This window comes from Rhizobium sp. Leaf262 (assembly GCF_001422245.1).
GTDB lineage: Bacteria > Pseudomonadota > Alphaproteobacteria > Rhizobiales > Rhizobiaceae > Agrobacterium.
This window is the reverse complement of record NZ_LMMM01000017.1, coordinates 228,695-250,648: the sequence shown is the minus strand read 5'-3', so window position 1 is coordinate 250,648 and position 21,954 is coordinate 228,695. Positions and strand designations below refer to the sequence as shown.

Below are 21,954 nucleotides of genomic sequence, written 5' to 3'. Positions count from 1 at the left end.
ATGTGGCAGAGGAGTTGAAATGTCCGCCGCTGTGCAAAGTAGAAATGTCCAATTGAGTCGTCTCGTCTACTCAGACATGCCACACTGACACCGCGGATCAGCCCCCGCCTGAACCAGCTCTCCGATTGCAGGAAGAGGGCGGGGGCGGGTGATGAAACACCCTTTCGACTGAGCTCTGAAACTCTTCACTCCGCCGCTTGCTGCTGCGACAACGCTTTCCGTCGCCGTGCAATGACGGCCGGATCGTTCGTGAAGTCTTTCCGACGACCGGGTCCACGAGCGCGTTTGATGTAACCATTTTTATCGCTGCTGCTCTTGACCTCAGGCGTGGAGCGCTCGTCCTGGCGCTCTTTGATATACGCCAGGACATCACCGAGCCTTTTATTCTCGGTGATCGCCGCGTGCGTGACCCGCTGATCCTTGTCGAATACCTTATAGGGCAGGGAGTACCCCTTCCAACGCACATCCAGACGATCATCCGCATAGGCATAGGTCTCAACATATTTGCCAACCAAGCCGCGCGTGACGTCGGTCTCCTCCAGCATAATGCGTTTGCGCTCATAGGAGAATGTCAGCTGTGATCCAACATAACGCTGTTCACGCTTGCAAAGGATATCGGATAAGCGATCCGGTGCGAGATTCACCGGTCGGTGCAGGTCATCAGATCGGGCAGGGACGACCGCAAATCGTGCGTTATAATCATCCATGAAGTCAGGCAAAAATGCATTACCGGCGTCCATCGTGTCGATGCCAGCCAATCTCATCTCCTTGACCAGCCGATCCTGCAATGTCCGGTTCATCCGTTCCACACGGCCCTTCGCCTGGCTTGAATTTGCACAGAGAATCTCAATGTTTAACTCACATAGCGCCCGCCCGAACTGGGTCATTCCCTGCCCACCTTTGGCGTCCTTCTTTGCCACCCGGAACACCGAATGCTTGTCGGAATAGAAGGCAATTGGCGCGCCGTGACGCTTGAGATAAAGCGCCAGCGCCTCGAAGTAGGTGAAGGCGCTCTCGGAACGCACAAAACGCAACTGCATCAACCGGCCGGTCGCGTCGTCGACGAACACCAGCAGCGAACAGGCTGGCCCGCGATCCTCAAACCAACGGTGCTCAGAACCATCAATCTGCACCAGCTCGCCATAGGCCTCACGTCGCAGTCGCGGCTGGTGAAACGTCCGCCGCTGCTTGCGCGACAACCAAAGTCCGGCATCGACCATCCAGCTGCGAACCGTCTCACGCGAAACCTGCAGGCCATCACGCTCGGCAAGCTTCTCGGTCGCTAGGGTCGGCCCGAAGTCCGCATAACACTCCCGAACGAGAGCAACGGCATAGTCGCGAATACCCTCATTGATCCGGTTGTTTGACGGTCGACCAATGGCCTTGTGCCGGATCGACGCTGCACCACCAGTTTGGATCCGATCCAGCAGCCGGCGGACCTGACGCTCACTAAGGTCAAGCACATGTGCTGCTGATACTATCGTCATTCGAACGGCGATGACTTTCGACAAAACCTCGATCCGCCGCAAATCGCGCTCGCTCATCGTAATCAGTCCCATCTGCAATCTCCCAGGTGTCAATCAGACCTTGGGAGTGTGACATTCCAACTTTGCAGAAACAGGACACTCTAACTTTGCGGCTACACATAAAGATCGCATAAGATAGATTATGACGAGAACAGTGTTGCCAACCAAGCCAAGAACAAGNTAATCAGTCCCATCTGCAATCTCCCAGGTGTCAATCAGACCTTGGGAGTGTGACATTCCAACTTTGCAGAAACAGGACACTCTAACTTTGCGGCTACAAAATAAAGTCGCATAACCATAATTATGGAACTCTTTGTTTATATATCTCACGCAGCCTCAACCGTGTACTCTCCATACGTTCTCTGGCTTCAGAAAATGGGGGGCATCAATTCCATGATCTTGAACGCTACCTCTGTTCTATTCGAGGCCCTTACTTTTTTCATGATATTACGGACGTGCACTTTGACTGTGCTCTCCTGCATATCTAGTTCAAAAGCTATGATTTTGTTCGCTTTTCCACGGCGAAGAGCTTCAACGACCTCTAGTTGACGATCCGTGAAAAAATCCGACAACCGGCACGTAGACGGCTTTTCGATTGACGTGCGCATCATGGGAATGCTGCCAACTGGAACGAACATCCCGCCGGCCATAGTAAGCGATATCGCTTCCACACATACATCGAGGCTTACCGAAGACGGGATGTAACCTTTCACACCACATTCAAGTGCGTTGACGATTTGGGAAAACTCATTCGCATCGGCAAGCAGAATGATAGGCAGGTCAATCTCTGAGCATACCGACCGAATTTCGGTGGCGACAGCCGGTATAGTGAGGTTTCGGCTGCCAATACTCATCAATATCGCATCGGGCACCGGAAACTCAGCTCGCCTGCCCTGCCAGTCCGCAATAGATGCGAAGCTAACGACGTTGATGTCCTTCTTGTGGGTGGAAATCGAATAGGACAAGCATTGGCGTGAAAGGAACCGAACATCAATAATAAGCAGTGTCCGTTGATCGTAATCTCGGTCCGTTGTCGACATCGCTCCTAACGAATATTGATAAGAGGGATCAATAGGGATATCCCTTCCGTTCACTACTGCGTTTAAGGCCATCGTAGCGCCTTCCCTGGAGAAATTTCAAAGAGCAGATTCACAAAAATTCACTTACAAAATATTACATTTTATTAATATTTAATCAATCATTTTGATTGTTTAGCCATAAGTTGGAAAGCATCCTTTAGTAGTAAGCTACTTGATCAATGAAAAAATGTGATGCTATTTGCGTATTTAACGCGCTTACCATCTAACACAACCGATAAGAGTGTAGAGGCCGACATCCATTTTTGTCTTTGGGTATGTCACTCGTCTTACTATAACCTTTAATGATGATGCCAAGTACCATCTGATCCTCTTCTCATTTTCGCTCATTACAGCAAATTGACATTTGACGTGCGGCCTCCGGAGAGCCCGCTGTTTGCAGGAGTAATTATTTTGAATAGAGCGTCTCGACAGCGTGGTGGTATCCTGAAAACGATTGGCGGTTTCCTGACGTGTGCATTGTTTCTGGTGTCGATTACCGGCACCGTCGTAAAAGCAGAAACTTTCCCGTTTTCGCCGCAAACGAAAATTCGCGTGACAATCGTCCAGTGGATTCCAACAAAGGGTGCTTACGAAAGATGGGACCCTATAGGAGGTGACTTTCTGATTTCCGACGCCGGAACGGTTTCACTCCCGGTAATCGGTGTTCTACAGGTCGCGGGGCTGGACAATGACGGCCTGGCAGCGCAAATCGCGGAAAAACTGAAATCGAAGATTGGCCTCGTCGAGACACCGCTGGCGACTGTCGAGATTATCGACAGGCCGCCTGTATACGTCGTTGGAGATGTAGCAAGTCCAGGAGAGTACAAATTTCGGGATGGTCTGACAATTCTTCAGGCTCTGGCCATGAGTGGAGGAGTTTTCAGACCTGTTGGTGCCCCTCCGACATCGCAGGACAGACTGGGATATGCCGGGCAGTTGAAAGAAATCGCAAACTCGCTTCTCAGAAGTGACGTAAGAATAGTGCGTCTCGAGGCCGAAATTTCGGGTTCCAAAGATATGGTTTTCGATCCGAATTTGCAGAGCGATCCCAATGCGGCTGCCATGGTGTTTGAGCACGAAAAGATTTTGCACGTCGCCCGCATGAACGAACTCGATCGCCAGTCGAAATCCTACGCCGAACTGCGCGGATTGCTCGGTTCGGAGATACAGACCCTCGAAAAGAAAGTCATCAGCACCGACGAAGACGTTTCATCCCTTCAAATGCAGCTTGGAAAGATCAAGGGCCTTGTTGATCGAGGTATTGTGGTTCCGGCTCGCCAGTCGGATCTGGAGCGCTTGTTGCGAAGTTACTTTTCGGACCGGCTAGATCTGGATACGTCTATCATGCGTGCACGTCAGGGCATCGCGGAGACGACACGCAGCCTTGACGGACTGTATGACAAGCAGCGCACAGAAGTCGCTACCGAGTTACAGGCGGAAAAAGCGAACCAGGATCAGCTCAAACTCAAACGCGATCTCACGCAGACTCTGTTGCTCGACATCCTGTCCCAGAGCCATGCGTCGGACGAGGATGACGATAAACTGATTTTCACCGTCGTGCGCCGTGACAATAACGAAGTCCGCGAGGATGTGGCGACGACGACCACGACCCTCCAACCAGGAGACGTTGTAAACATCAGCAGGGGCGCTCCCAAGCCTTCCAAAAACGATGTGAGTTCGGTGATGAAGACGACCAGGCAGAATTAGACATCTAAAATCCATATGGTGCAGAAAAATCGCAAAAACGCCGAAGGACAGGCTTGCAAACGATGAACGAGCTTCAGCCGGAAAAGACGGGCTATGTCGAAATTCTCCGATCGACAGCACTCATTGGCGGCTCATCTGCCATCACAATGGTTTTCGCAATCCTTAGGACTAAGGCAATGGCAGTGCTGTTGGGACCCGAGGGTATTGGATTGATCGGGATATTCAACTCGATTGCCGATATGACGCAAGCCGTCGCAGGTCTGGGTGTGCAGGCCAGTGGCGTGCGCCAGATTGCCGAGGCGGTCGGAACAGGAGATCGAGACAAGATAGCCCGTACCGCTTTTATCTTGAAGAGAACGTCAACCTTGCTGGGATTGATTGGCGCAGTGCTCCTCGCGGCGCTTTCATTTCCTATTGGTTACTTCACCTTCGGCGACCAACAACAATCGCTTAGTATCGGCTTATTATCGGCTGCGATCTTTTTCCGACTGGCATCCGCCGGTCAGACAGCGTTGTTGCAGGGTCTGCGGAAGATATCTTTATTGGCGCAAGTCAATATCGTCACGGCCTTTTTTACTACCGCTACCACTATTCCAATGGTCTTCTATTTCAATACCGGGGGAATCGTGCCGGCTCTGGTCGCTTCATCTGCTGCTATGCTGCTTTCATCATGGTGGTTCAGCCGCAGGCTGGCCGGAGACGCACCGACCATGTCACTTTCGCATTTCGGCCAGGATCTCAAGCCGCTTATCAGGTTGGGCTTCGTGTTCATGATGAGCGGACTGCTAACGTTGGTGAGTGCCTATGTCGTGCGTTTGATTGTCCTGCAGGCTGGCGGCGTTCTTAGTGCCGGATTGTATCAGGCTGCTTGGGCCCTCGGAAGCCTGTATTCAGGTTTCATACTGCAAGCCATGGGAACAGATTTCTATCCCCGGCTGACGGCAATCTCGGCGGACCACAATGCGTGCAACAAGCTCGTCAACGAGCAAGCCCGGGTAAGCATGCTACTGGCCGGTCCAGGGGTGCTTGCAACTCTGACATTCGCCCCCCTGGTCATGTGGCTGTTTTACTCTCCGGAATTCCACGCTGCATCCGATCTCTTGCGATGGATATGCATCGGAATGCTTCTTCGTATAGTGTCGTGGCCGATGGGGTATATCGTGCTGGCCAAAGGGGCGCAGGCGATCTTTTTCTGGACCGAGGTCGCTGCGACACTTGTTCACATCGGCCTTGCTTATCTACTGGTGGAATATTTCGGCATCGTGGGCGCGGCAGTTGCGTTCTGCGGCCTTTATGTCTGGCACACGCTTGCAATATTTCTGATCGTGAGAAGATTGACCGGGTTTCGATGGTCTAGCGAAAACTGCAAGACCGGCGCATTGTTTTTCGGACTGTCGGGTCTGATTTTCGCCGCGACGTTGTGGTTGCCTTTATGGCAAGCGACGGTTCTGGGGTCTGTTACTGTCTTGGGAGGTAGCCTGCATTCCGTCAGCAGGCTGATCCGCCTACTACCGGAAGAGATGCTTCCGACAAAAATTCGCAGATGGGTTTTGAAAACCGTCTGAAGGCGCCGAAGTTTAGAATTCCAACTCTCATATCGCCATTTCCTGCAAACGGTTTACTTCTTCTTTCAAATAGCCAAGCGACTTCGCGATAAAATCCACATGCCCAGCCTGCATCTGCGCAAACAGCGGCAGGATGATCGATCGCGTCTGGGCCGCTTCGCTCAGTGTGAGACTACCAGAGACGCGCCGTATCGTAGGGTCCGAGTAGCAAGGCTCGAGATGAATGTTCATGATACCGCGACGCGTGGAAATTCCCTTATCCAGCAGTTCCTGCATCGTGTGCATCTGATCGATCCCGCCCCCTAATTTGACACAGTAACTTTGCCAATTGCTTCGTGCAAACACGGGTTCTCGCGGTGTTTCAAGCCAGCCCATGTCGCAAAGCAATTCGCTATACTGGGAGGCAAGCGTGCGGCGTTCGGCAATCATTGATGGCATGCGCGACAGCTGCACTCTGCCAACTGCTGCCTGAAGGTCGGTCATACGATAATTGAAACCGATTTCGGGATAGCCTTCGAAGATGACCCGATTTGCGCCATGCCGCACAGCATCCGTCACATCCATGCCGTGCTGGCGCCAAAGCCTGAATTTGCGATCGTACTCTGAGTTGGCTGTCGTTAGCATCCCACCGTCACCGGTGGTCATAACCTTGCGCGGGTGGAACGAAAAACAGGCAATGTCGCCGTGCGGCTTTCCGATCATCTGCCACTCGTCGTCCCACAATATCTCGCTACCCGTTGCGCAGGCTGCATCCTCGATGACGGGAATACCCAAATCCTGAGCGATCGCCACGATTGCCGAAAGGTCGCATGGCATGCCCAATTGATGCACGCAAAGTATTGCTTTCGTCCTGGGAGTGACTGCCGATAGAATGAGGTCTGGGTTCATGTTGAACCCACCCGCCTCGATGTCGATAAAAACCGGAACTGCACCACAGTAGCGTATCGCGTTGGCAGTTGCGATAAACGAATGGCTGACGGTGATGACTTCATCGCCAGCGCCGATACCTACGGCTTTCAGCGCCAGATGGAGCGCAGTCGTACAATTGGATACCGCGCACGCATGATCGGCGCCGACGAACGCCGCAAACTCCCGTTCGAAGGCGCTGACTTCAGGACCCTGCGTGACCCACCCGGACAGAATGACCCGGCGGACAGCCTCGACCTCCTGTTCATCGAGCAGCGGTTTGGCGACGGGAATCTGCAACATCTCGGTGCTCATGCCGCAGCTTCTCCGCTGTGGGGGACCTGTGATGCGGTCCACCAGTTCACCAGATCGCGCAATCCGCTCTCAAGGCTTAGCTGTGTACGGAATCCAAGTTCAAGGTCTGCTCGGCGGACATCCGCCAATCTGCGCGTCACTGCGTTGACCTTGCGCTCGGCGACATGTTGCGGCTCCAGCGAAGAGTTCATGATTGTCAAAAGCATCTGCGCCAATCGCAGAAGACTTGTTTCCGTGCCGCTGGCGACGTTGAAAACTCTGTCGGTGATCGTTGATTGTGCGGCCAGCAAGTTTGCGCGCGCAACATCGAGAATATGCACGAAATCCATGGTCTGACTGCCATCGCCTTGGATGATGGGCGGCAGGCCAGCGGAAATCCGTTCCATCCAGCGGATAAGGACCTCTGTATAGGCCCCATAAATATCCATGCGCGGGCCATAGACGTTGAAATATCGCAAGGAAATGTAATTGAGGTCATACATTTCGGCAAAGCTGCGCAGCATGCCTTCGTTGAACGCCTTTGTTGCGCCGTAGATGGTTCTGTTGTTGTAGGGGTGATGATCCTCGGTCGTCGGGAACTCATCCGCGAGCCCCAGGACGGACGCCGAGGAAGCCGCTATCACCTTCTTAACGCCCGCCTTCACAGACGCCTCAAGGACATTGAATGTCCCCTCCGCTAGAACTTCAAACGCAAGGCGGGGCTCTTCTGCGCATTGCGTGATGCGGATTGCCGCCTGATGGAAGACAATATCGACGCCCTCGCAACACGACGCCACCAGTGCGCGGTCGCGAATGTCACCTTCGACGATGGTAACAGGAGCGGCGGCAACGGCCTGCGCAAGATTACTACGGCGTCCGCGCACGAAATTGTCGAGTATGACTATCTCGAGAGGTTGTTCGAGGGCAACCAGGTCTGCGATATGCGATCCGACCAAGCCGGCACCGCCCGTAATCAGAACTCTCTTGTTTTTCATTGCATCCCTGCTTTCGTCATAGTTGAGGCAAAGCCGGCTGATCAGCGCTTTTACGCCACCGAATGAATTTTGCGGGAACGCCTGCAACCACGGAGAATGGTGCCACGTCCTCTGCGACAACCGCACCAGCGCCGACGATCGCCCCGTTGCCAATCGTCACGCCTGGAAGAATCGTCGCATTGGTCCCGATATCCGCCCAGGCACCGATCCGGACCTGTTTGATCTGGAGATCCGTTTCGATGATCGGAACGTCCGTCGGTTCGGCAGTGTGGCTTGACCCTAGAATTTTTGTACCTGGTCCAATACCGACCGATTCCTCGATACTGAGTGACCTTGCGTCTATGAATACCTGTGGCCCGATCCATACATTATTGCCGATGATGCAGGTGCCGTCGTAGCGGCCCTGGATGAAAGACTGTGCGCCGACGAAGACACCGCTGCCTATCTCGAATGTTTCGAGATGCTTGAACCCTGCACCGCTTTCAACTTTCAGACCGGCTCCGCAGCTCCGGGCCACCGCCTGCCAGATAATCTTGCGCATGACGGAATCGACGAAGCCATCGCCGCAGCAAAACCGTCCATAAAGTTCGAGCAGGCCTGCATCCCCGTATACCGCTTTCATCTCGGCGGATAATGCCAGATGGAAATCGGAATCCGCATGGGTTTTACTCAGACCGTGAACGGCCTGAACAGTTCTGACGGTAGGCAGGCTTTCAGCTGGCATAGACATCTTGCTCCATGACGGCAGCGACCTGGCCTATCTGTTCGGCTGTCATTTCTGGATAGATCGGTAAAGACAACAGCGTACGCGACGCTTCCTCGGCGAACGGAAAGTCGCCTGCTCGATGGCCTAGATCCTGGTGTGCAGCCTGTAGATGAACGGGGATCGGATAGTGAAAACCGGCCTGTATGCCCGCTTCGGTCAAGCTGCGATGAAGGTTCTCGCGATCACGGCAACGGACGGCGTAAATGTGATAGACATGACGACGTCCCGCAGCTTCTACCGGCGTTAGTGCCGTTTCAAGGCCACGCAACAGCTCCGAATAACGTGCGGCGTGGGCGCGGCGAGCGTCCGTCCAGGCATCCAGATGTCGCAGCTTGACCCGAAGGACGGCACCTTGAATGGCATCCATTCGATAGTTGAAGCCTTTGACCAGATGTTCGTAACGGCGCGATTGCCCCCAATCGCGCATCATGCGCATTGCCTGCGCCTCGGCCGCATTGTTGGTGACGATCATGCCGGCTTCGCCGCAGGCACCAAGATTCTTTCCAGGATAGAAGCTGAAGCAGCCCGCCATACCTATGCTGCCGGCACGCTGGCCCTTGTATCCCGCACCATGGGCCTGACATGCATCCTCGATGACCGCGATTCCGTAAAGCTCGGCAATCTCCATTATCGTATCCATATCGGCCATCTGGCCGTAGAGATGAACCGGCATAATCGCTTTTGTTCGAGGCGTAATCGCAGCCTCCAGTTTTGCCGGGTCCATGGTGAAGGTCGTCGGCTCGATATCGACAAAAACCGGTGTCGCTCCGGTGTAGCAGATTGCCGAAACGGTCGCGACGAAGGTGAAGGGAACCGTGATGACCTCGTCGCCTGGTCCGACGCCGGCCGCCAGCAGAGCCAGATGCAACGCGCTCGTGCCTGTATTGACCGCAATCGCGTGTTCGACCCTGCAATAGCTGGCGAATTCCTGTTCGAACCGGGCGACCTCTTCGCCCAGCACATATTGCGCCGACGCCAAAACCCCCAATACTGCGGCATCGACCTCACTTTTGATCGAGGTGTATTGGGCTTTCAGATCAAGAAAGGGTATCATGCGATTAACCTTGTCTTTTCCAGTTCGATGACGCGGCCTTGCTGCGTAATTGATCGCGCAGCAGCCTCAAGAATTTGGACCACGCGCAAACCGGCCTGGCCGTCGGCAGTCGGTTGAATATTGTTTTCTACACATCGAATGAATTCACGCAGCTCACTGCCCAGCGCCTCCCCCATGTCGAGTTGTGGTGCGTGCATGTCGCCAATCCTGTAGCCAACCAGATGCTTGTATCCAGGCTCGTTCTCGCTGGCGGGATTGTCGCTTATGGTGATGCCTTTGTCGTAGACCTTGATCTTCTCGCTTGGCTCCAGATCGTCATAGACAATCATCTTATTGCTGCCGCCGATCAGCGTGCGTCTGATCTTGACGGGAGCAAGCCAGTTGACGTGAATGTGGGCGATCAGTTTGCTTTCAAAGAAGAGCGTGAGGTAAGCGATATTCTCGGGCTGCCCTGCAATGTGGCAAACTCCCGTGCCCGAAACAGCTATGGGCTTCTCCGGCAGGACGTAATCCATGATCGCCAGATCATGAACGGCCAGATCCCATACGACACTCACGTCATGCTGGAAAAGGCCGAGATTAACCCGGACAGAATCGTAATAGTAGATGTCGCCGAAGCCGCTGGACACGATGTCGCGCATCTTCTTCACAGCGCCGGTATGAATGAATGTATGGTCAACAGCCAGGATCAGATTACGGCGTGCTGCCTCATCCACCATCCGGCGAGCTTCCTCGCTGGACGCCGCCATCGGCTTTTCAACGAAAACGTGCTTGCCCGCCATCATGGCCTTGGTCGCCAGCATAAAATGCGATGACACAGGCGTTGCTATGGCAACAGCATGGACCCGCGGATCTCGAAGGATATCTTCGAAATCATCCGTGATTTCAACCGTCGGATACCGCAGTTTCACGTTGGAAAGCCGGGCTTTTTGCAAGTCACAGACATAGAGCAGTTGAAGACCCTCCAGTCCGACAATGTTGCGCACCAGATTGGGGCCCCAATAGCCGTATCCCACGACAGCGATGCCAATCATCACACGCTCCTACTCGACGATATTTGATTTTCCGCAGTGTGGCGAAAGCCGATGATCACGGCTGGGACACCGACGACTGTCGCCCCGTTGGGAACGTCGAGCGTAACGACAGCGCCAGCGCCAACACAGGCCTCTGCACCGATCGTCAAGCCGGGCAAAATGGTAGCATTGCTGCCAATCGACACCCCCCTACGCACCAAGGTTGGAACAACGGTCCAGTCGCCGTCAGAGAGTGACAGACCGTCAGAACCCACGGCTTGGGGATGCAAGTCATTGGTGAACATGACCCCGTGCCCGATAAAGACACCGTCTTCGATGGTGACGCCTTCACAGATGAAGGAATGACTGGAAATCTTGCAATTGCGCCCGACCACTGCGTTCTTCTGGATTTCAACGAAAGTCCCGATGCGGGTTCCGTCGCCGATGCTGCAGCCATAAAGGTTCACAAGATCAGGATGATGGATCACCACGTCGTGGCCAAAGGTAACGCTTGATGCAATCATGCTTGAAGGCCTTGTGGTGCGAGTTTCATGACGCCCCGACTTCCGGGGCTCTCGCGAACCGCACTCTGTCCCTCATCGGAGCTCAGGCGGTGGCGCAACCCAAGAAGAACGGCTTTTTTCCAACAGCGTAAAGCTGACATAAATAGGCTGTTACTCGATCAAAAGGAGTATTGCCGCAGCAACCTGCTCGACCGCATACGCCCAATTACCGGACGATCCGGAAGTTCATCCTCCGATATCCTTCAAAGGGCGAGCTTGTGCTTATCTCGACTGACGCGCAAAGCTCTCGAAAGTGTTCGACAGGCGGGAATAACCGACCGGGTTCGCACCTAGCTCAAGGAAGCGGAGAGTTAAACACATGCGTCTCCTCGTTTATCCGCACGAGCTGTCAATCGGTGGAAGTCAGATCAATGCTATCGACCTAGCTGCGGCAGCGGCTGCTGCGGGGCATGACGTGATCGTCTACGGGGTTCCCGGACCGCTCGTTGACTATATCGCCGAACGCGGACTTCGGTTTATTCCGGCGCACACTCTCAAGTACCGGCCTGCACCTTCGCGTATTGCACAATTGGCTGCGATTGCCCGGAGACATGGCATCGATCTCATTCACACATATGAATGGCCGAGCTGCCTTGACGCCTATTATGGTGCCTCTCTTCTGCTGAACGTACCGATTGTGTGCACGGTGCTTAGCATGGAGGTCATGCCCAACATACCTGCTTCCGTTCCGTTGATCATGGGAACTCAAAATCTGGCTATCGAGGCGCGCAAAAGGCAAAAAAATGGCGTGTGGGTGATTGAGCCACCTATCGACGTTGTCCGCGACAATCCAGATATCGATGGATCGGCATTCCGTCGCAAGCATGCGGTATCGCCGAACGAATTTCTCATCGTGAGTGTATCGCGGCTAGCTATCGACTTGAAACTGGATGCTCTTGTTCGCGCTATAGATGCCGTCGACAAGCTCTCTCGTTCATGCCGGTTGAGGCTTATACTGGTCGGCGATGGCCCCGCGCGCGATGCCTTGGAAGCCAGAGCAGCGGCGGTCAATAGTCGGCACGGTAGGGAAATTGTGCGTCTTGCAGGCCAGGAATTGGATCCCCGGTCGGCGTATGCCGCCGCCGATCTTGTCGTCGGCATGGGAAGTTCTGCTCTGCGAGCGCTCGCCATGGGGATACCTCTCATCGTCCAGGGCGAGGAAGGCTTCTCGGAGATATTCGAGCCGGAGAGCTATGACCTGTTTTTAAAACAGGGATTTTATGGAAGAGGAGATGCGCAGGCCGGCCCTGAACGCCTTGCGGAGCAAATCCACGCTCTTTTCCGCGAACCGGATCTACGGCTCGAACTTGCTCGCTACGGTCGTCGGATCGTTACAGAACGTTTCAGCGTAGAGCGCGCCAACGCTTTGCAGCTCGCGATCTACCACCAAATCCTCAGCACCCCCTCAATGAGACGCCCTTCCGAAGCTTTCAGGTCAGCGCGAATGTCTCTCATGGTCGAGATCGATAATCACAATCCCCTTCGTAAACGACAGAAGCGACGAGTTCAACTGAACCTTCTTAATGCGGCACGGTGTGGGGACTGGCCGCCTGAAAAGATGCTGGATCGTGCCTGGACATCACCGGCATGACGATATCCGTCATATTGCCAACCTATAATCGAGGCGCTACTCTGCTTGCAGCTATAAACAGCGTTATTACACAGTCTTATTCCGACCTGGAGTTGATCGTCGTTGATGACGGGTCAACGGAGGACGTGGAAAGCATTGTCTGCGGCATTAGCGACAGTCGGGTAAAATATGTGAAGCGCCAGCAAAACGGTGGCGCCGCGGCGGCTCGTAACACGGGGCTGGAGCACGCAAGCGGCGACTATATCGCTTTCCAGGACAGCGACGACTTGTGGTTACCGGGAAAGCTTCAGAAGCAGCTCGCATTGTTTTCAACCATGCCCAGCCACATCGGCGTGGTTGTCGGGGCAAAGATCCTTTACGGCCGTGACGACGATTGGAATTTCGGCCCGGGGCGTGTGGCCTATGCGCCTCGTCCAGAGGGACGATTGCGCCTCGACGAGGATCAACTTGGCCATCTTCTCACGGAAAACCGTATAAGCCTCCAGAACGCTCTGTTTCGCAAAAGCTGCTTTCCCACGGTGAAGTGGTTCGATAGCTGCGCCAGAGCCAATGAAGACTGGGGCTTTGCCATCCAGCTCGCCAAGTTCACCACAATTTACGAAGACATCGAGCCGGTTGTCCTGGGGTTCATTTCCCAAGACAGCATATCGATGAACCGACGAAAGCAAATGATCGGGTTGATGCGTATCCTCAGGCACAACAGGGAGGCGCTGTCTGTCAGAAGGAAGCAGCGATCCGTCATGCTGATGGATGTTGGAAGTTATCTGTTCAACGTAGGAAAGCGAAGAAGCGCTATGACGTTTCTTCTCGCTGCCCTGATCGATCATCCCTCGCACATCGGCTTAATGAGCTGGGCTTTCGTAAGGAAAATCTTCAGACACAGACATCGGACAGTGCTGAAAGCATCCACGCCGGCGCCGAACGTTTATTCTTCAGAATTGGTGGCACACGCGAAAATCAAGACCGTTTACTGAGCACTACATTGTCGCGAAGGCGCAGACAGGCCATTGGCCACACCGGAGGTATCTTTCGTGCAAAGTGGTTCTGCAACGCAAAAGGTTTCGAATTCTCTGAATGCGGTGACGGTCAGTGTCGCTACGAGTTTGACTGAGGTTGAGGCGCTTAGGAACGTTTGGAGCGCATTTGCGGTTACCGACATCGATGCGGAAATCGACTACTTCATGACCGTTGTTGGCAGTGACCACCAGATCATGCCGCATGTCATGCATATTCGACGCCTCAACGCACCAGATCTTATGGTCATCGCCCGCCTGCAAACGGTATCGATGCCGCTAAAGCTTGGCTATAGCGTGCTAGGCCGCATATCGTTGCGCGCGCTGGTTGTCTCGTTTGATGGCATTCTGGGAACACGGAATCGGGAAGACGAGGACCTTGCTTTTTACTGCCTTAGCCAGGCGTTGAAAAAAGGCACAGCAGATATCGTCCACATGCGCAACATCGATGTCGGTAGTGACCGGTATGCTGCGGCTGTGGCATCCACTTCCCTCCTAATGCGAAGCTGTGGCCAGCCAGCGTCTCATAGATGGGTGGCGGACATTCCCGCTTCCTACGACGAATTTCTTGATAACCGCTCGCCAAAGACCCGCAAAAAACTACGCTGGCACGATCGTGCATTGAAGAAAAGCTTCAAGAACAATCTGCAACTGCGCCGTTTCAGCCGACCGAAAGAGCTCTCGGAACTCTGCCGCGACATGCAGAAAATCGCATCGAGTTCCTATCAGGGCGGGCTAGGTGTCGGATTTTCAGGTAGTCCGATCGAAATGGCACTCATCAGGCTTGGACTGGACAAGGGCTGGCACCGAACTTGGATACTCTATCTGAAAGACCAGCCGGTGGCGTTCTGGACCGGCTTCGCATATCGAAACACGTTTTACGTCAACACGCCTGGCTTCGATCCGGAGTTTGCGAAGGATTCCGTGGGGCGCTTCACAATGCTTCGTATGATAGAGGATTTGTGCCGCGAGCCGGAGATAACGCGCCTAGACTTCGGCCAGGGCGAGGCTGAATACAAGGCTGCTTTTGGGAGGAATATTCGTCTCGAACGCGAAATACTGCTGACTGCGGCACGCCCGCTGCCTTTCTTTTTGATGATGACCCACTCGCTTTTTTCTGTCGTCAACAATCAGGCGCGCGGATTGGCGAGTAAGTCGCTGTGGGTCCGCAACCTCAAAACCCTGTGGCGCAGAAGCAAGGCATCTCCCGAAAAAAGCCAATCGGACTCCGGCACTTGAGGAACGACCGTTACAAAATCGGAGTAGCACACGACGCGACTACGGCTTTTGGCGGACTAGACGCGTCCAAACGAACTAACTGACACGCGAGTTGGCCGTCTGGCGTACGGCGGAAGACAGTCTACCTCCCTACCCCTCACACCTGTAATCTTAGTATTGGCCGGTTGATGGGGAGCCTTCGGAAACTCGTGCGCGTTGTTTGGTCTGCGAAGGCAGACTAAACACATGGATTGAAGCCGTTTGCACGCGGATCCGAAAAGCATGCACCCGCTTGTCTTTTGAAGGGGCAATGTCGTGAACGAAACATTGGTTGGTCAAGGCGTGTCAAGACCGTTGCGCGGGACTATCAGAAATAGCGCGCAAACCCAAAGGACAGGATTAGCCTGGCCAGCCCGTATTCTTCTGATATCCCTGTTTCTGCCATGGACGTGGCACCTCGGTTCCGTCGCCGTCCCACCCTATCGGCTCGTCTTAGTCATTATGGTTTTACCCTGTCTTTTTCGTTGGATCACTGGACGGGCAGGCCCGATCCGTGCGGCCGACGTTACCGTGCTGCTATATTGTTTCTGGTGCGCTGTAAGCCTGATCGTCAATCACGGGTTTGAGGGCAGCATCACGCAGGCAGGGACCCAATTTGTCGAAACCGCCGGCGCTTACTTCGTTGCGCGATGCTTTATTCGCAATGCGGATGACTTCCGGGAAGCAATTCGGCTTTTGTTCATCATCGTGATGATTTTATTCCCCATCGCAATTTCGGAAGCCGTGACCAACCGCAACCTTCTGCTTGAGGCTCTATCCACCTTCCTTCCCATACCTCCGATTGCCGAAAATGAGATGCGCTGGGGTTTGCGAAGGGTACAAGCCGTGCTCGAGCATCCCATTTTGTTTGGCGTGGTCTGCGGAAGCATCATGGCGATGGTGCATCTCACACTCGGCTACGGCGAAAAAGCTGGCAAACGTTGGCTCCGAACCGGGCTCGTGGCGGCTACCGCGTTTCTCAGTCTCTCGGCAGGTCCAATCACCGCCCTTGCAGCTCAGGGCCTGTTGTTATTGTGGAATTGGGTGTTGCGACGGTACGAGCATCGATGGTGGCTGTTAGGCACGGGCTTATCGACCCTATGGATTCTCATTTCAATTACGGCCAATCGATCCGTCCCGAACATTTTTCTCACCAATTTTTCTTTCGACGTTGATTCTGCTTATCACCGCATTCTGATCTGGACATTTGGATCGCAGTCCGCGCTTAACCACCCGTTCTTCGGTGTCGGATTTAACAGATGGGACCGTCCAAGTTGGATGCCAAACAGCATAGATATGTTTTGGCTGGTCCATGCCGTCCAGTATGGAATACCGGCCGCGATATTGATGCTGCTGATATTTTTGCTGCCGGTCGTGACCATTGGTTTATCCAAAAGTCGCGATGATAAGTTGGTGCAGTATAGAACCGGCTACATGATCACTATGTACAGCTTCTTTCTGGTGGGGTGGACGGTGCATTTCTGGAATGCAACCTATGTCCTTTTTATCTTCCTGTTGGCCGCAGGTCTCTGGATACTGGACGTACCGCAAATGGGCACCCAATCGACGGCAGTTGCCCCACGCACAAAACGCAAATCTGATCAAAGAGATGGCTCACCAGTCGCTGATCACACGAAAGTAGAGCGGAACAGAAGAATCCACCCATATCAGATACGTCGAACGAACGTCGTATCTGCCAAACTTCGTTCACACGAACAACTCTGCATCGGAACTGCGCTGGCTCTGCTCAAAGATTTAAAAGAAGCCAGAACCTAAATATTACAGTAAAAAAAATAAATATTAGTTTAAGTTTATATAAATTATCTGATACTCATTAAATATTGCGGTAGATTTATGTCTTTGAACTGAATGTTGGATGGCAACAAATAAGCGATAAGTTTTCTCCTTTAGCTTCCAAAGTATTGTCGAATGCGCATCCTGCGGCGGCCTACACGTAAATTAGAGGAGGTTGACTAATGAAGCTGCCAGCAGATGACGATGGCGAGGGGAATCCTCGGTCAGATTACCACCTCATTGCCAGCGGCGGGCAAGATCGTCGAGCTGATGATATACCGCATGGCAGATCCTTGTTGATATTGGATGACCGCGCTTTAGACAGGCAATGTCTCGCTTACTGTATAGCTGTGCAGAACAAGGATTTTGAAATCCTATCATTCGCATCCATAGTCGAGTGGGAAGCAAGCCAGGCGAGTTATCCGCCCGTTGCTGCCATATTGCTAAATCTCGGCGGCAAGAGAGCAAGCGATCCTGACGTCATCAGTGAGATAAGAAAGCTCTGCTCCACGCTGAAAGCGCCAATTATCGTGCTTGCCGACAGCGCTGATCTGCATGATGTCCTCAGCGCACTGGAATGCGGAGCGAAAGGTTACATCCCCTCGTCCGTCAATATAGATGTATGCATCGAGGCGGTAGCGCTTTCGATTGCAGGAGGAATATTCGTACCAGCCAGCAGCATCCTAGCGATGCAGCAGGCGGAGGCCGGAGGTTCCGTTGCCCGTCCGCTGAATGGCTTGTTCACCGAACGCCAAGTCGAAGTGGTGGAAGCTCTACGTCGCGGCAAGGCCAACAAGATCATTGCATTCGAACTAAAACTTCGTGAGAGCACGGTCAAAGTTCACATTCGTAATATCATGAAAAAACTAAAGGCGACGAACCGCACGGAAGTTGCCTATAAGCTAAAGGACTTTTCCCCCGTAACGGTTAACCAGTTCGACCTTGATGATGAATAGAGGTTGCTTCGGCAGAGTCGAATTTTTTTGCTTTGATAATGCGCCACCGAAGCAGGGCTTGCAGATACAGGCCTGATCAAAATGGCATCTAATCCAGCATGTCGAGGTCAAACCCCGGTTCCACTCAACACGACAAAGGGCGTTCTCCAGATGATCCACAAGTCCATGCTCAATGAAATGAAAGCTGAATAACGGCTATCATACTTCGCACGCTCGACGAATGTACATCCATTACGCTCGCTTATTTGCCAAAGACCTGTCAGACCTGGACGCAAGTCGAAATAGGCTGTGTCTGGGTAATGCGCCCGCTGTTGAGGCAGCATCGGTCGCGGTCCTACAACGCTCATGTCCCCTACGAATACGTTGAATAGTTGAGGCAACTCGTCCAACGAGTATTTGCGCAAATATCGCCCCAGCGAGGTGATACGCGGGTCTCTTTCCAGCTTTTGCATCGTTTCCCACTCTTTGCGAGCAGCAGGTGTCCGGGCAAGATGCTCTTCCAGCAAACGATCCGCATCAGGCACCATCGATCTAAGTTTCCAAAGATGATAAACTACGCCGCCCTTGCCGACGCGAGGCTGCGAAAAGAATGCTGGCCCACCATCTCGTTTGATCATCACCGCACATAGCGCGATGATAATGAGCGCTGGCACCGCTAATACCATGGTCAACAACAGATCCATGAGCCTTTTGGCCAAGAGGTAATAGTTTATGGAAATATAATCATACAGTTCGTCAGGAAAATCATCTTCAATATAGACGGCGTGATTGGTCGCGCTACTCACCACGATGGTTCTCCTGCTTTGTGAACGAGACGGCATGTAAGACTGATCGACGCAGTGACGGTCGCGACGAGCGCGACTGCCCTCCCCCGGTTAAGGGTCCTTGCGGTTCCAGTTATTGACGAGACCGCTCGCATCTCCCTCTAACGCGACACAAAGCATCCGCCACGCCCGGTAAAGTCGAACGCGGGTCAGACAGGAAAAAGCGAGCCAACGGTTGCGCGCTCCTCGAACACGGTCGGTGCCGAGTATCTTGATGCTTTCCGCAATCGGAGATGCTGCGATGGCGCAAGCCCGCAACAGCCACTTGATCATTGTGCCTGAGCCACCCGCTGTCGTTTCACTGAATTCGTGAGCGATGTGACGGTCCCATCTGCGCGCAAGTTCTGCGAATGTAGCGCAGGAGGGCGTCACCACCTTCGCCTCAGGCAGAAAAACCGCTTTGTACCCCGCTCGAGTAGCTCTCCTACCCCAGTCGGTATCTTCCATGATCGAGATTCCACCGAACGGGCCGTTAGTCTGGAAAATCTGCTTCCAGACCGCCATGTTGCCCGTCGCCGCAAATCCGTAGTGCTCCACATAGGCACGTGCGTTATAGGCGTAGATGCTCTCGTAACACTCAATTGCTGTCAGCCGCAGTGCATTTGCAGGTCGAATCTGAATGTCACCGCCGCCGAAAGCGGTTCGTCCGTGGCAGGCCATCCTCTCGACGATAGCGGCAACCCAGCCCGGCTGCGCGACGCAATCGGCGTCAATGAATGCCAATAATTCTGCGTTTGCTGTCCGAGCACCCAAATTGCGCGCAGGACCTGGTCCAGGAATGGGTTCGCGTAGGAGCCTGAGGTCATCGATGCCGGCACATACGTCATGCGGCATAACCCCGGATCCGTTGTCCACAACAACGATCTCGAAGGATATCTGATGCGTACGTTGTGACACGAGAGCTGCGAGGCAACGGCGAAGGTCGTCAGGCTCATTCAGGTGCGGCACTATCACACTTAACTGGAAAGGAGATGGCATTGAACAGGCTTCTCAGAAGGAGTTTCTATGGGCCTCCCAAATGTCACGGAAGCCTGGGTGCTGCCGCCAAATGAAGTGATTTGCAGGCATCAGCGAAGCCAGGATGAACTGCCGGGGACAGCCCGGTAAGATGGCTATATGGCTGCGCCAAGGCTAAAACATTAACCGAATATTAAGCATTCGGATGGCCCGACCTTCGATGTAGCCAGCCTAGCTACCGCTTTCGAGGCAGAGAGACTGGGGCAGATATCGTTGGCGGCACACTTTTGATGACATGGGTCATATTCGCTGAACCAACCGCTCCGTGACTTCCAAAATAGACATATGCCGGTGACTTCCGGTTTGCCATACAGCGCGCGCGTCAACCGAAGGGATGACCCGCTAAGACATGATGCGTATCACGGATGCAAATGTAACAACTTCCATTACATCATGACATGTCCGAGTGTGAGTTGGGATCCGTATCGCGACCTCAACAAAGAGATATCCGCTCATGCTGAATTTTGACTTCTATTTTTACTGGAACATTCTCCTCCGACGACTGAAATACGTGTCGGGTATAGTCTTCGTGTGCTTGTGCGTCGCACTAGCTGTAGCGTACTTACTTCCATCCGTTTACAGCTCAAGCGCCAAGATACTTTTAGAGGCGCCTCAGATACCGGCAGAAATGGCACGATCAACGGTTCCGGTGGGGGCCGTCGAGCAGTTGCAGATCATCCAGCAGCAGATTACGTCACGCGACAATCTGCTAGAATTGGCTAGCAAGCTTGGAGACGAACCGGGCTTCAAAATGAACCGGTATGGCGAAGACGTTGTGCGGGAGATGCGCTCGCGCATTGTGTTTGACCAAGTATCTCTCGGCGATCAAGGCGGCGGAGGCACAATGGTTGTCAGTGTTTCATTTCTGGCTGCTAAACCAGACCTTGCTGCAAAGATTGCCAACCAGCTCGCCACGATGATCCTAGGAAGCAATCAACGGCAGCGAACGGACCGGGCTGGAAATACCTTCCAGTTTTTCAATCAGGACGTTTCTCGGCTGGTTTCAGAGCTGAACCGTCTTGAGGCGGATATTCTGAAATTCAAAACCGAGAACCGCAACTCACTTCCGGAAAGTCTCGATTTTCGTCGCAGTCAGCAAAGTGCATTGCAGGACAGACTGATCTCGCTGGAACGAGACGAAGCCGACCTTCGAACTCGCCGCGGTAACTTGGTTGCCGGCTATTCTGATGGGGATCTACGACAAGGCTCGACCCCGCTAACATCGGAACAGCAGACCCTTGCCAGTCTGAAGCGGGCCTCTGCGGAACAACTCGCGCTATTTTCAGAAACTAGCCCGAACATCGTCGCGCTACGGGCACGTGTTGCCGATATCGAACGCAGCATCGTGGACATGCCAACGACAGGCAATCAAAAAGGCGAACGACGAGAAGCAGCACAGGGCGGCCGGATGGGTCTAAACCTTCAGCTTTCCGACATCGACAATCGGCTCGCGACGATTGACGTCGAAAAGCGGGACACTGCAGTGAAGATGGACGAGATGACAAGCTCGATCGCGGATACGCCAGCTACGGAAACTGCGCTCAATTCCCTGACCCGCAACCGGGAGAGCCTTCAGGTTCAGTACAATGCCGCCACTGCACGCCGCGCGGAAGCTTCTATCGGCGAGCAGATCGAAATGCGGGCGGACGGCGGACGTTTCTCTTTGCTAGAGGCAGCAATCCCGCCTGAAACTCGTCTCAGCCCGAAACGCACGCGGATTCTTGCTATTGGTGGGGCGGCTGGATTGGTGCTCGGACTGGCCTTAGTTGTCCTTCTCGAGTTGCTGAACAAGAAGATTAGAAGCCCGGCCGAGTTGATGCGCCTGCTTCAATATGAACCTTTCGCCGTCGTCCCGGACATGCAACCCGCACGACGCCGCGCAAGATTGGTTGATAGGGCTGCTGCTATCCTCAAGCACCTTACCTTCTTTCTGTCGTCGGGGCAGACCGCCATCAAACCGCCGACGGCGGCATTACACCGGCCAGGAGAAAAATCACCTTGATTTTCGACCATTGATCTCAGTGGCATACGCCA

General features: G+C 53.7%; 18 protein-coding genes. 8 read left to right on the top strand and 10 right to left on the bottom strand.

Features of this window, described 5'->3' with window-relative positions:
* Positions 1–185: 185 nt before the first annotated feature.
* Together ASF29_RS17440 and ASF29_RS17435 are read right to left on the bottom strand one after the other, a co-directional pair.
* Positions 186–1,559: an ISNCY family transposase gene (locus tag ASF29_RS17440; RefSeq protein ID WP_062451921.1), complete on the bottom strand. Its 1,374-nt coding sequence runs from the start codon at positions 1,557–1,559 to the stop codon at positions 186–188.
* A 335-nt stretch (positions 1,560–1,894) separates the two neighbouring features.
* Positions 1,895–2,638, bottom strand: a complete 744-nt coding sequence (locus ASF29_RS17435) for a response regulator transcription factor (RefSeq protein WP_062451920.1) — start codon at positions 2,636–2,638, stop codon at positions 1,895–1,897.
* Between the two features lie 378 nt (positions 2,639–3,016).
* On the opposite strand from ASF29_RS17435, the gene ASF29_RS17430 reads away from it, so the two are divergent.
* Together ASF29_RS17430 and ASF29_RS17425 are read left to right on the top strand one after the other, a co-directional pair.
* Positions 3,017–4,312 carry a polysaccharide biosynthesis/export family protein gene (locus ASF29_RS17430; RefSeq protein ID WP_156462717.1) on the top strand — a complete coding sequence of 432 codons (1,296 nt, stop codon included), beginning with the start codon at positions 3,017–3,019 and terminating at the stop codon, positions 4,310–4,312.
* A 62-nt stretch (positions 4,313–4,374) separates the two neighbouring features.
* Positions 4,375–5,877 (top strand): O-antigen translocase, encoded by a 1,503-nt coding sequence (locus ASF29_RS17425; RefSeq protein WP_062451919.1) that lies wholly within the window; start codon positions 4,375–4,377, stop codon positions 5,875–5,877.
* A 27-nt stretch (positions 5,878–5,904) separates the two neighbouring features.
* Here the strand turns inward: ASF29_RS17425 and ASF29_RS17420 are convergent, their stop codons facing one another.
* Genes ASF29_RS17420 through ASF29_RS17395 form a run of 6 tightly spaced genes read right to left on the bottom strand, consistent with a single transcriptional unit; the run spans position 5,905 to position 11,429 of the window.
* Positions 5,905–7,098 (bottom strand): DegT/DnrJ/EryC1/StrS family aminotransferase, encoded by a 1,194-nt coding sequence (locus ASF29_RS17420; protein ID WP_062451918.1) that lies wholly within the window; start codon positions 7,096–7,098, stop codon positions 5,905–5,907.
* Positions 7,095–8,072 (bottom strand): NAD-dependent epimerase/dehydratase family protein, encoded by a 978-nt coding sequence (locus tag ASF29_RS17415; RefSeq protein ID WP_062451917.1) that lies wholly within the window; start codon positions 8,070–8,072, stop codon positions 7,095–7,097. The genes ASF29_RS17420 and ASF29_RS17415 overlap by 4 nt, the downstream gene beginning before the upstream one ends.
* Positions 8,073–8,088: 16 nt before the next feature.
* Entirely contained in the window at positions 8,089–8,796 is a 708-nt protein-coding gene (locus ASF29_RS17410; RefSeq protein ID WP_062451916.1) for an acyltransferase, read from the bottom strand.
* The gene (locus ASF29_RS17405; RefSeq protein ID WP_062451915.1) at positions 8,786–9,892 is read right to left on the bottom strand and encodes a DegT/DnrJ/EryC1/StrS family aminotransferase; all 1,107 of its coding nucleotides are present in this window, start codon (positions 9,890–9,892) and stop codon (positions 8,786–8,788) included. The genes ASF29_RS17410 and ASF29_RS17405 overlap by 11 nt, the downstream gene beginning before the upstream one ends.
* Positions 9,889–10,926 (bottom strand): Gfo/Idh/MocA family oxidoreductase, encoded by a 1,038-nt coding sequence (locus ASF29_RS17400; protein WP_062451914.1) that lies wholly within the window; start codon positions 10,924–10,926, stop codon positions 9,889–9,891. Before ASF29_RS17400 ends, ASF29_RS17405 begins: the two co-directional genes overlap by 4 nt.
* Positions 10,926–11,429 carry an acyltransferase gene (locus ASF29_RS17395; RefSeq protein WP_062451913.1) on the bottom strand — a complete coding sequence of 168 codons (504 nt, stop codon included), beginning with the start codon at positions 11,427–11,429 and terminating at the stop codon, positions 10,926–10,928. Before ASF29_RS17395 ends, ASF29_RS17400 begins: the two co-directional genes overlap by 1 nt.
* A 358-nt stretch (positions 11,430–11,787) precedes the next feature.
* Between ASF29_RS17395 and ASF29_RS17390 the strand changes: the two genes are divergently transcribed.
* The 5 genes from ASF29_RS17390 (at position 11,788) to ASF29_RS17370 (ending at position 18,079) form a co-directional block, all read left to right on the top strand.
* Positions 11,788–13,059 carry a glycosyltransferase family 4 protein gene (locus tag ASF29_RS17390; protein WP_062451912.1) on the top strand — a complete coding sequence of 424 codons (1,272 nt, stop codon included), beginning with the start codon at positions 11,788–11,790 and terminating at the stop codon, positions 13,057–13,059.
* The gene (locus ASF29_RS17385; protein WP_082453545.1) at positions 13,056–14,033 is read left to right on the top strand and encodes a glycosyltransferase family 2 protein; all 978 of its coding nucleotides are present in this window, start codon (positions 13,056–13,058) and stop codon (positions 14,031–14,033) included. Before ASF29_RS17390 ends, ASF29_RS17385 begins: the two co-directional genes overlap by 4 nt.
* 282 nt (positions 14,034–14,315) lie before the next feature.
* Positions 14,316–15,311 (top strand): GNAT family N-acetyltransferase, encoded by a 996-nt coding sequence (locus ASF29_RS17380; RefSeq protein ID WP_162237912.1) that lies wholly within the window; start codon positions 14,316–14,318, stop codon positions 15,309–15,311.
* 294 nt (positions 15,312–15,605) lie between these two features.
* Positions 15,606–17,105, top strand: a complete 1,500-nt coding sequence (locus ASF29_RS17375; protein ID WP_156462715.1) for an O-antigen ligase family protein — start codon at positions 15,606–15,608, stop codon at positions 17,103–17,105.
* Between the two features lie 200 nt (positions 17,106–17,305).
* Positions 17,306–18,079 (top strand): response regulator transcription factor, encoded by a 774-nt coding sequence (locus ASF29_RS17370; RefSeq protein ID WP_082453544.1) that lies wholly within the window; start codon positions 17,306–17,308, stop codon positions 18,077–18,079.
* Positions 18,080–18,186: 107 nt separating this feature from the next.
* Here the strand turns inward: ASF29_RS17370 and ASF29_RS17365 are convergent, their stop codons facing one another.
* Positions 18,187–18,864: a sugar transferase gene (locus tag ASF29_RS17365; protein ID WP_244473584.1), complete on the bottom strand. Its 678-nt coding sequence runs from the start codon at positions 18,862–18,864 to the stop codon at positions 18,187–18,189.
* Between the two features lie 90 nt (positions 18,865–18,954).
* On the bottom strand, positions 18,955–19,881 hold the full coding sequence (locus ASF29_RS17360; protein WP_062451908.1) for a glycosyltransferase: 927 nt from the start codon (positions 19,879–19,881) through the stop codon (positions 18,955–18,957).
* 493 nt (positions 19,882–20,374) lie between these two features.
* Between ASF29_RS17360 and ASF29_RS17355 the strand changes: the two genes are divergently transcribed.
* Positions 20,375–21,922 carry a Wzz/FepE/Etk N-terminal domain-containing protein gene (locus ASF29_RS17355; RefSeq protein WP_062451907.1) on the top strand — a complete coding sequence of 516 codons (1,548 nt, stop codon included), beginning with the start codon at positions 20,375–20,377 and terminating at the stop codon, positions 21,920–21,922.
* The last annotated feature ends 32 nt before the right edge of the window (positions 21,923–21,954 follow it).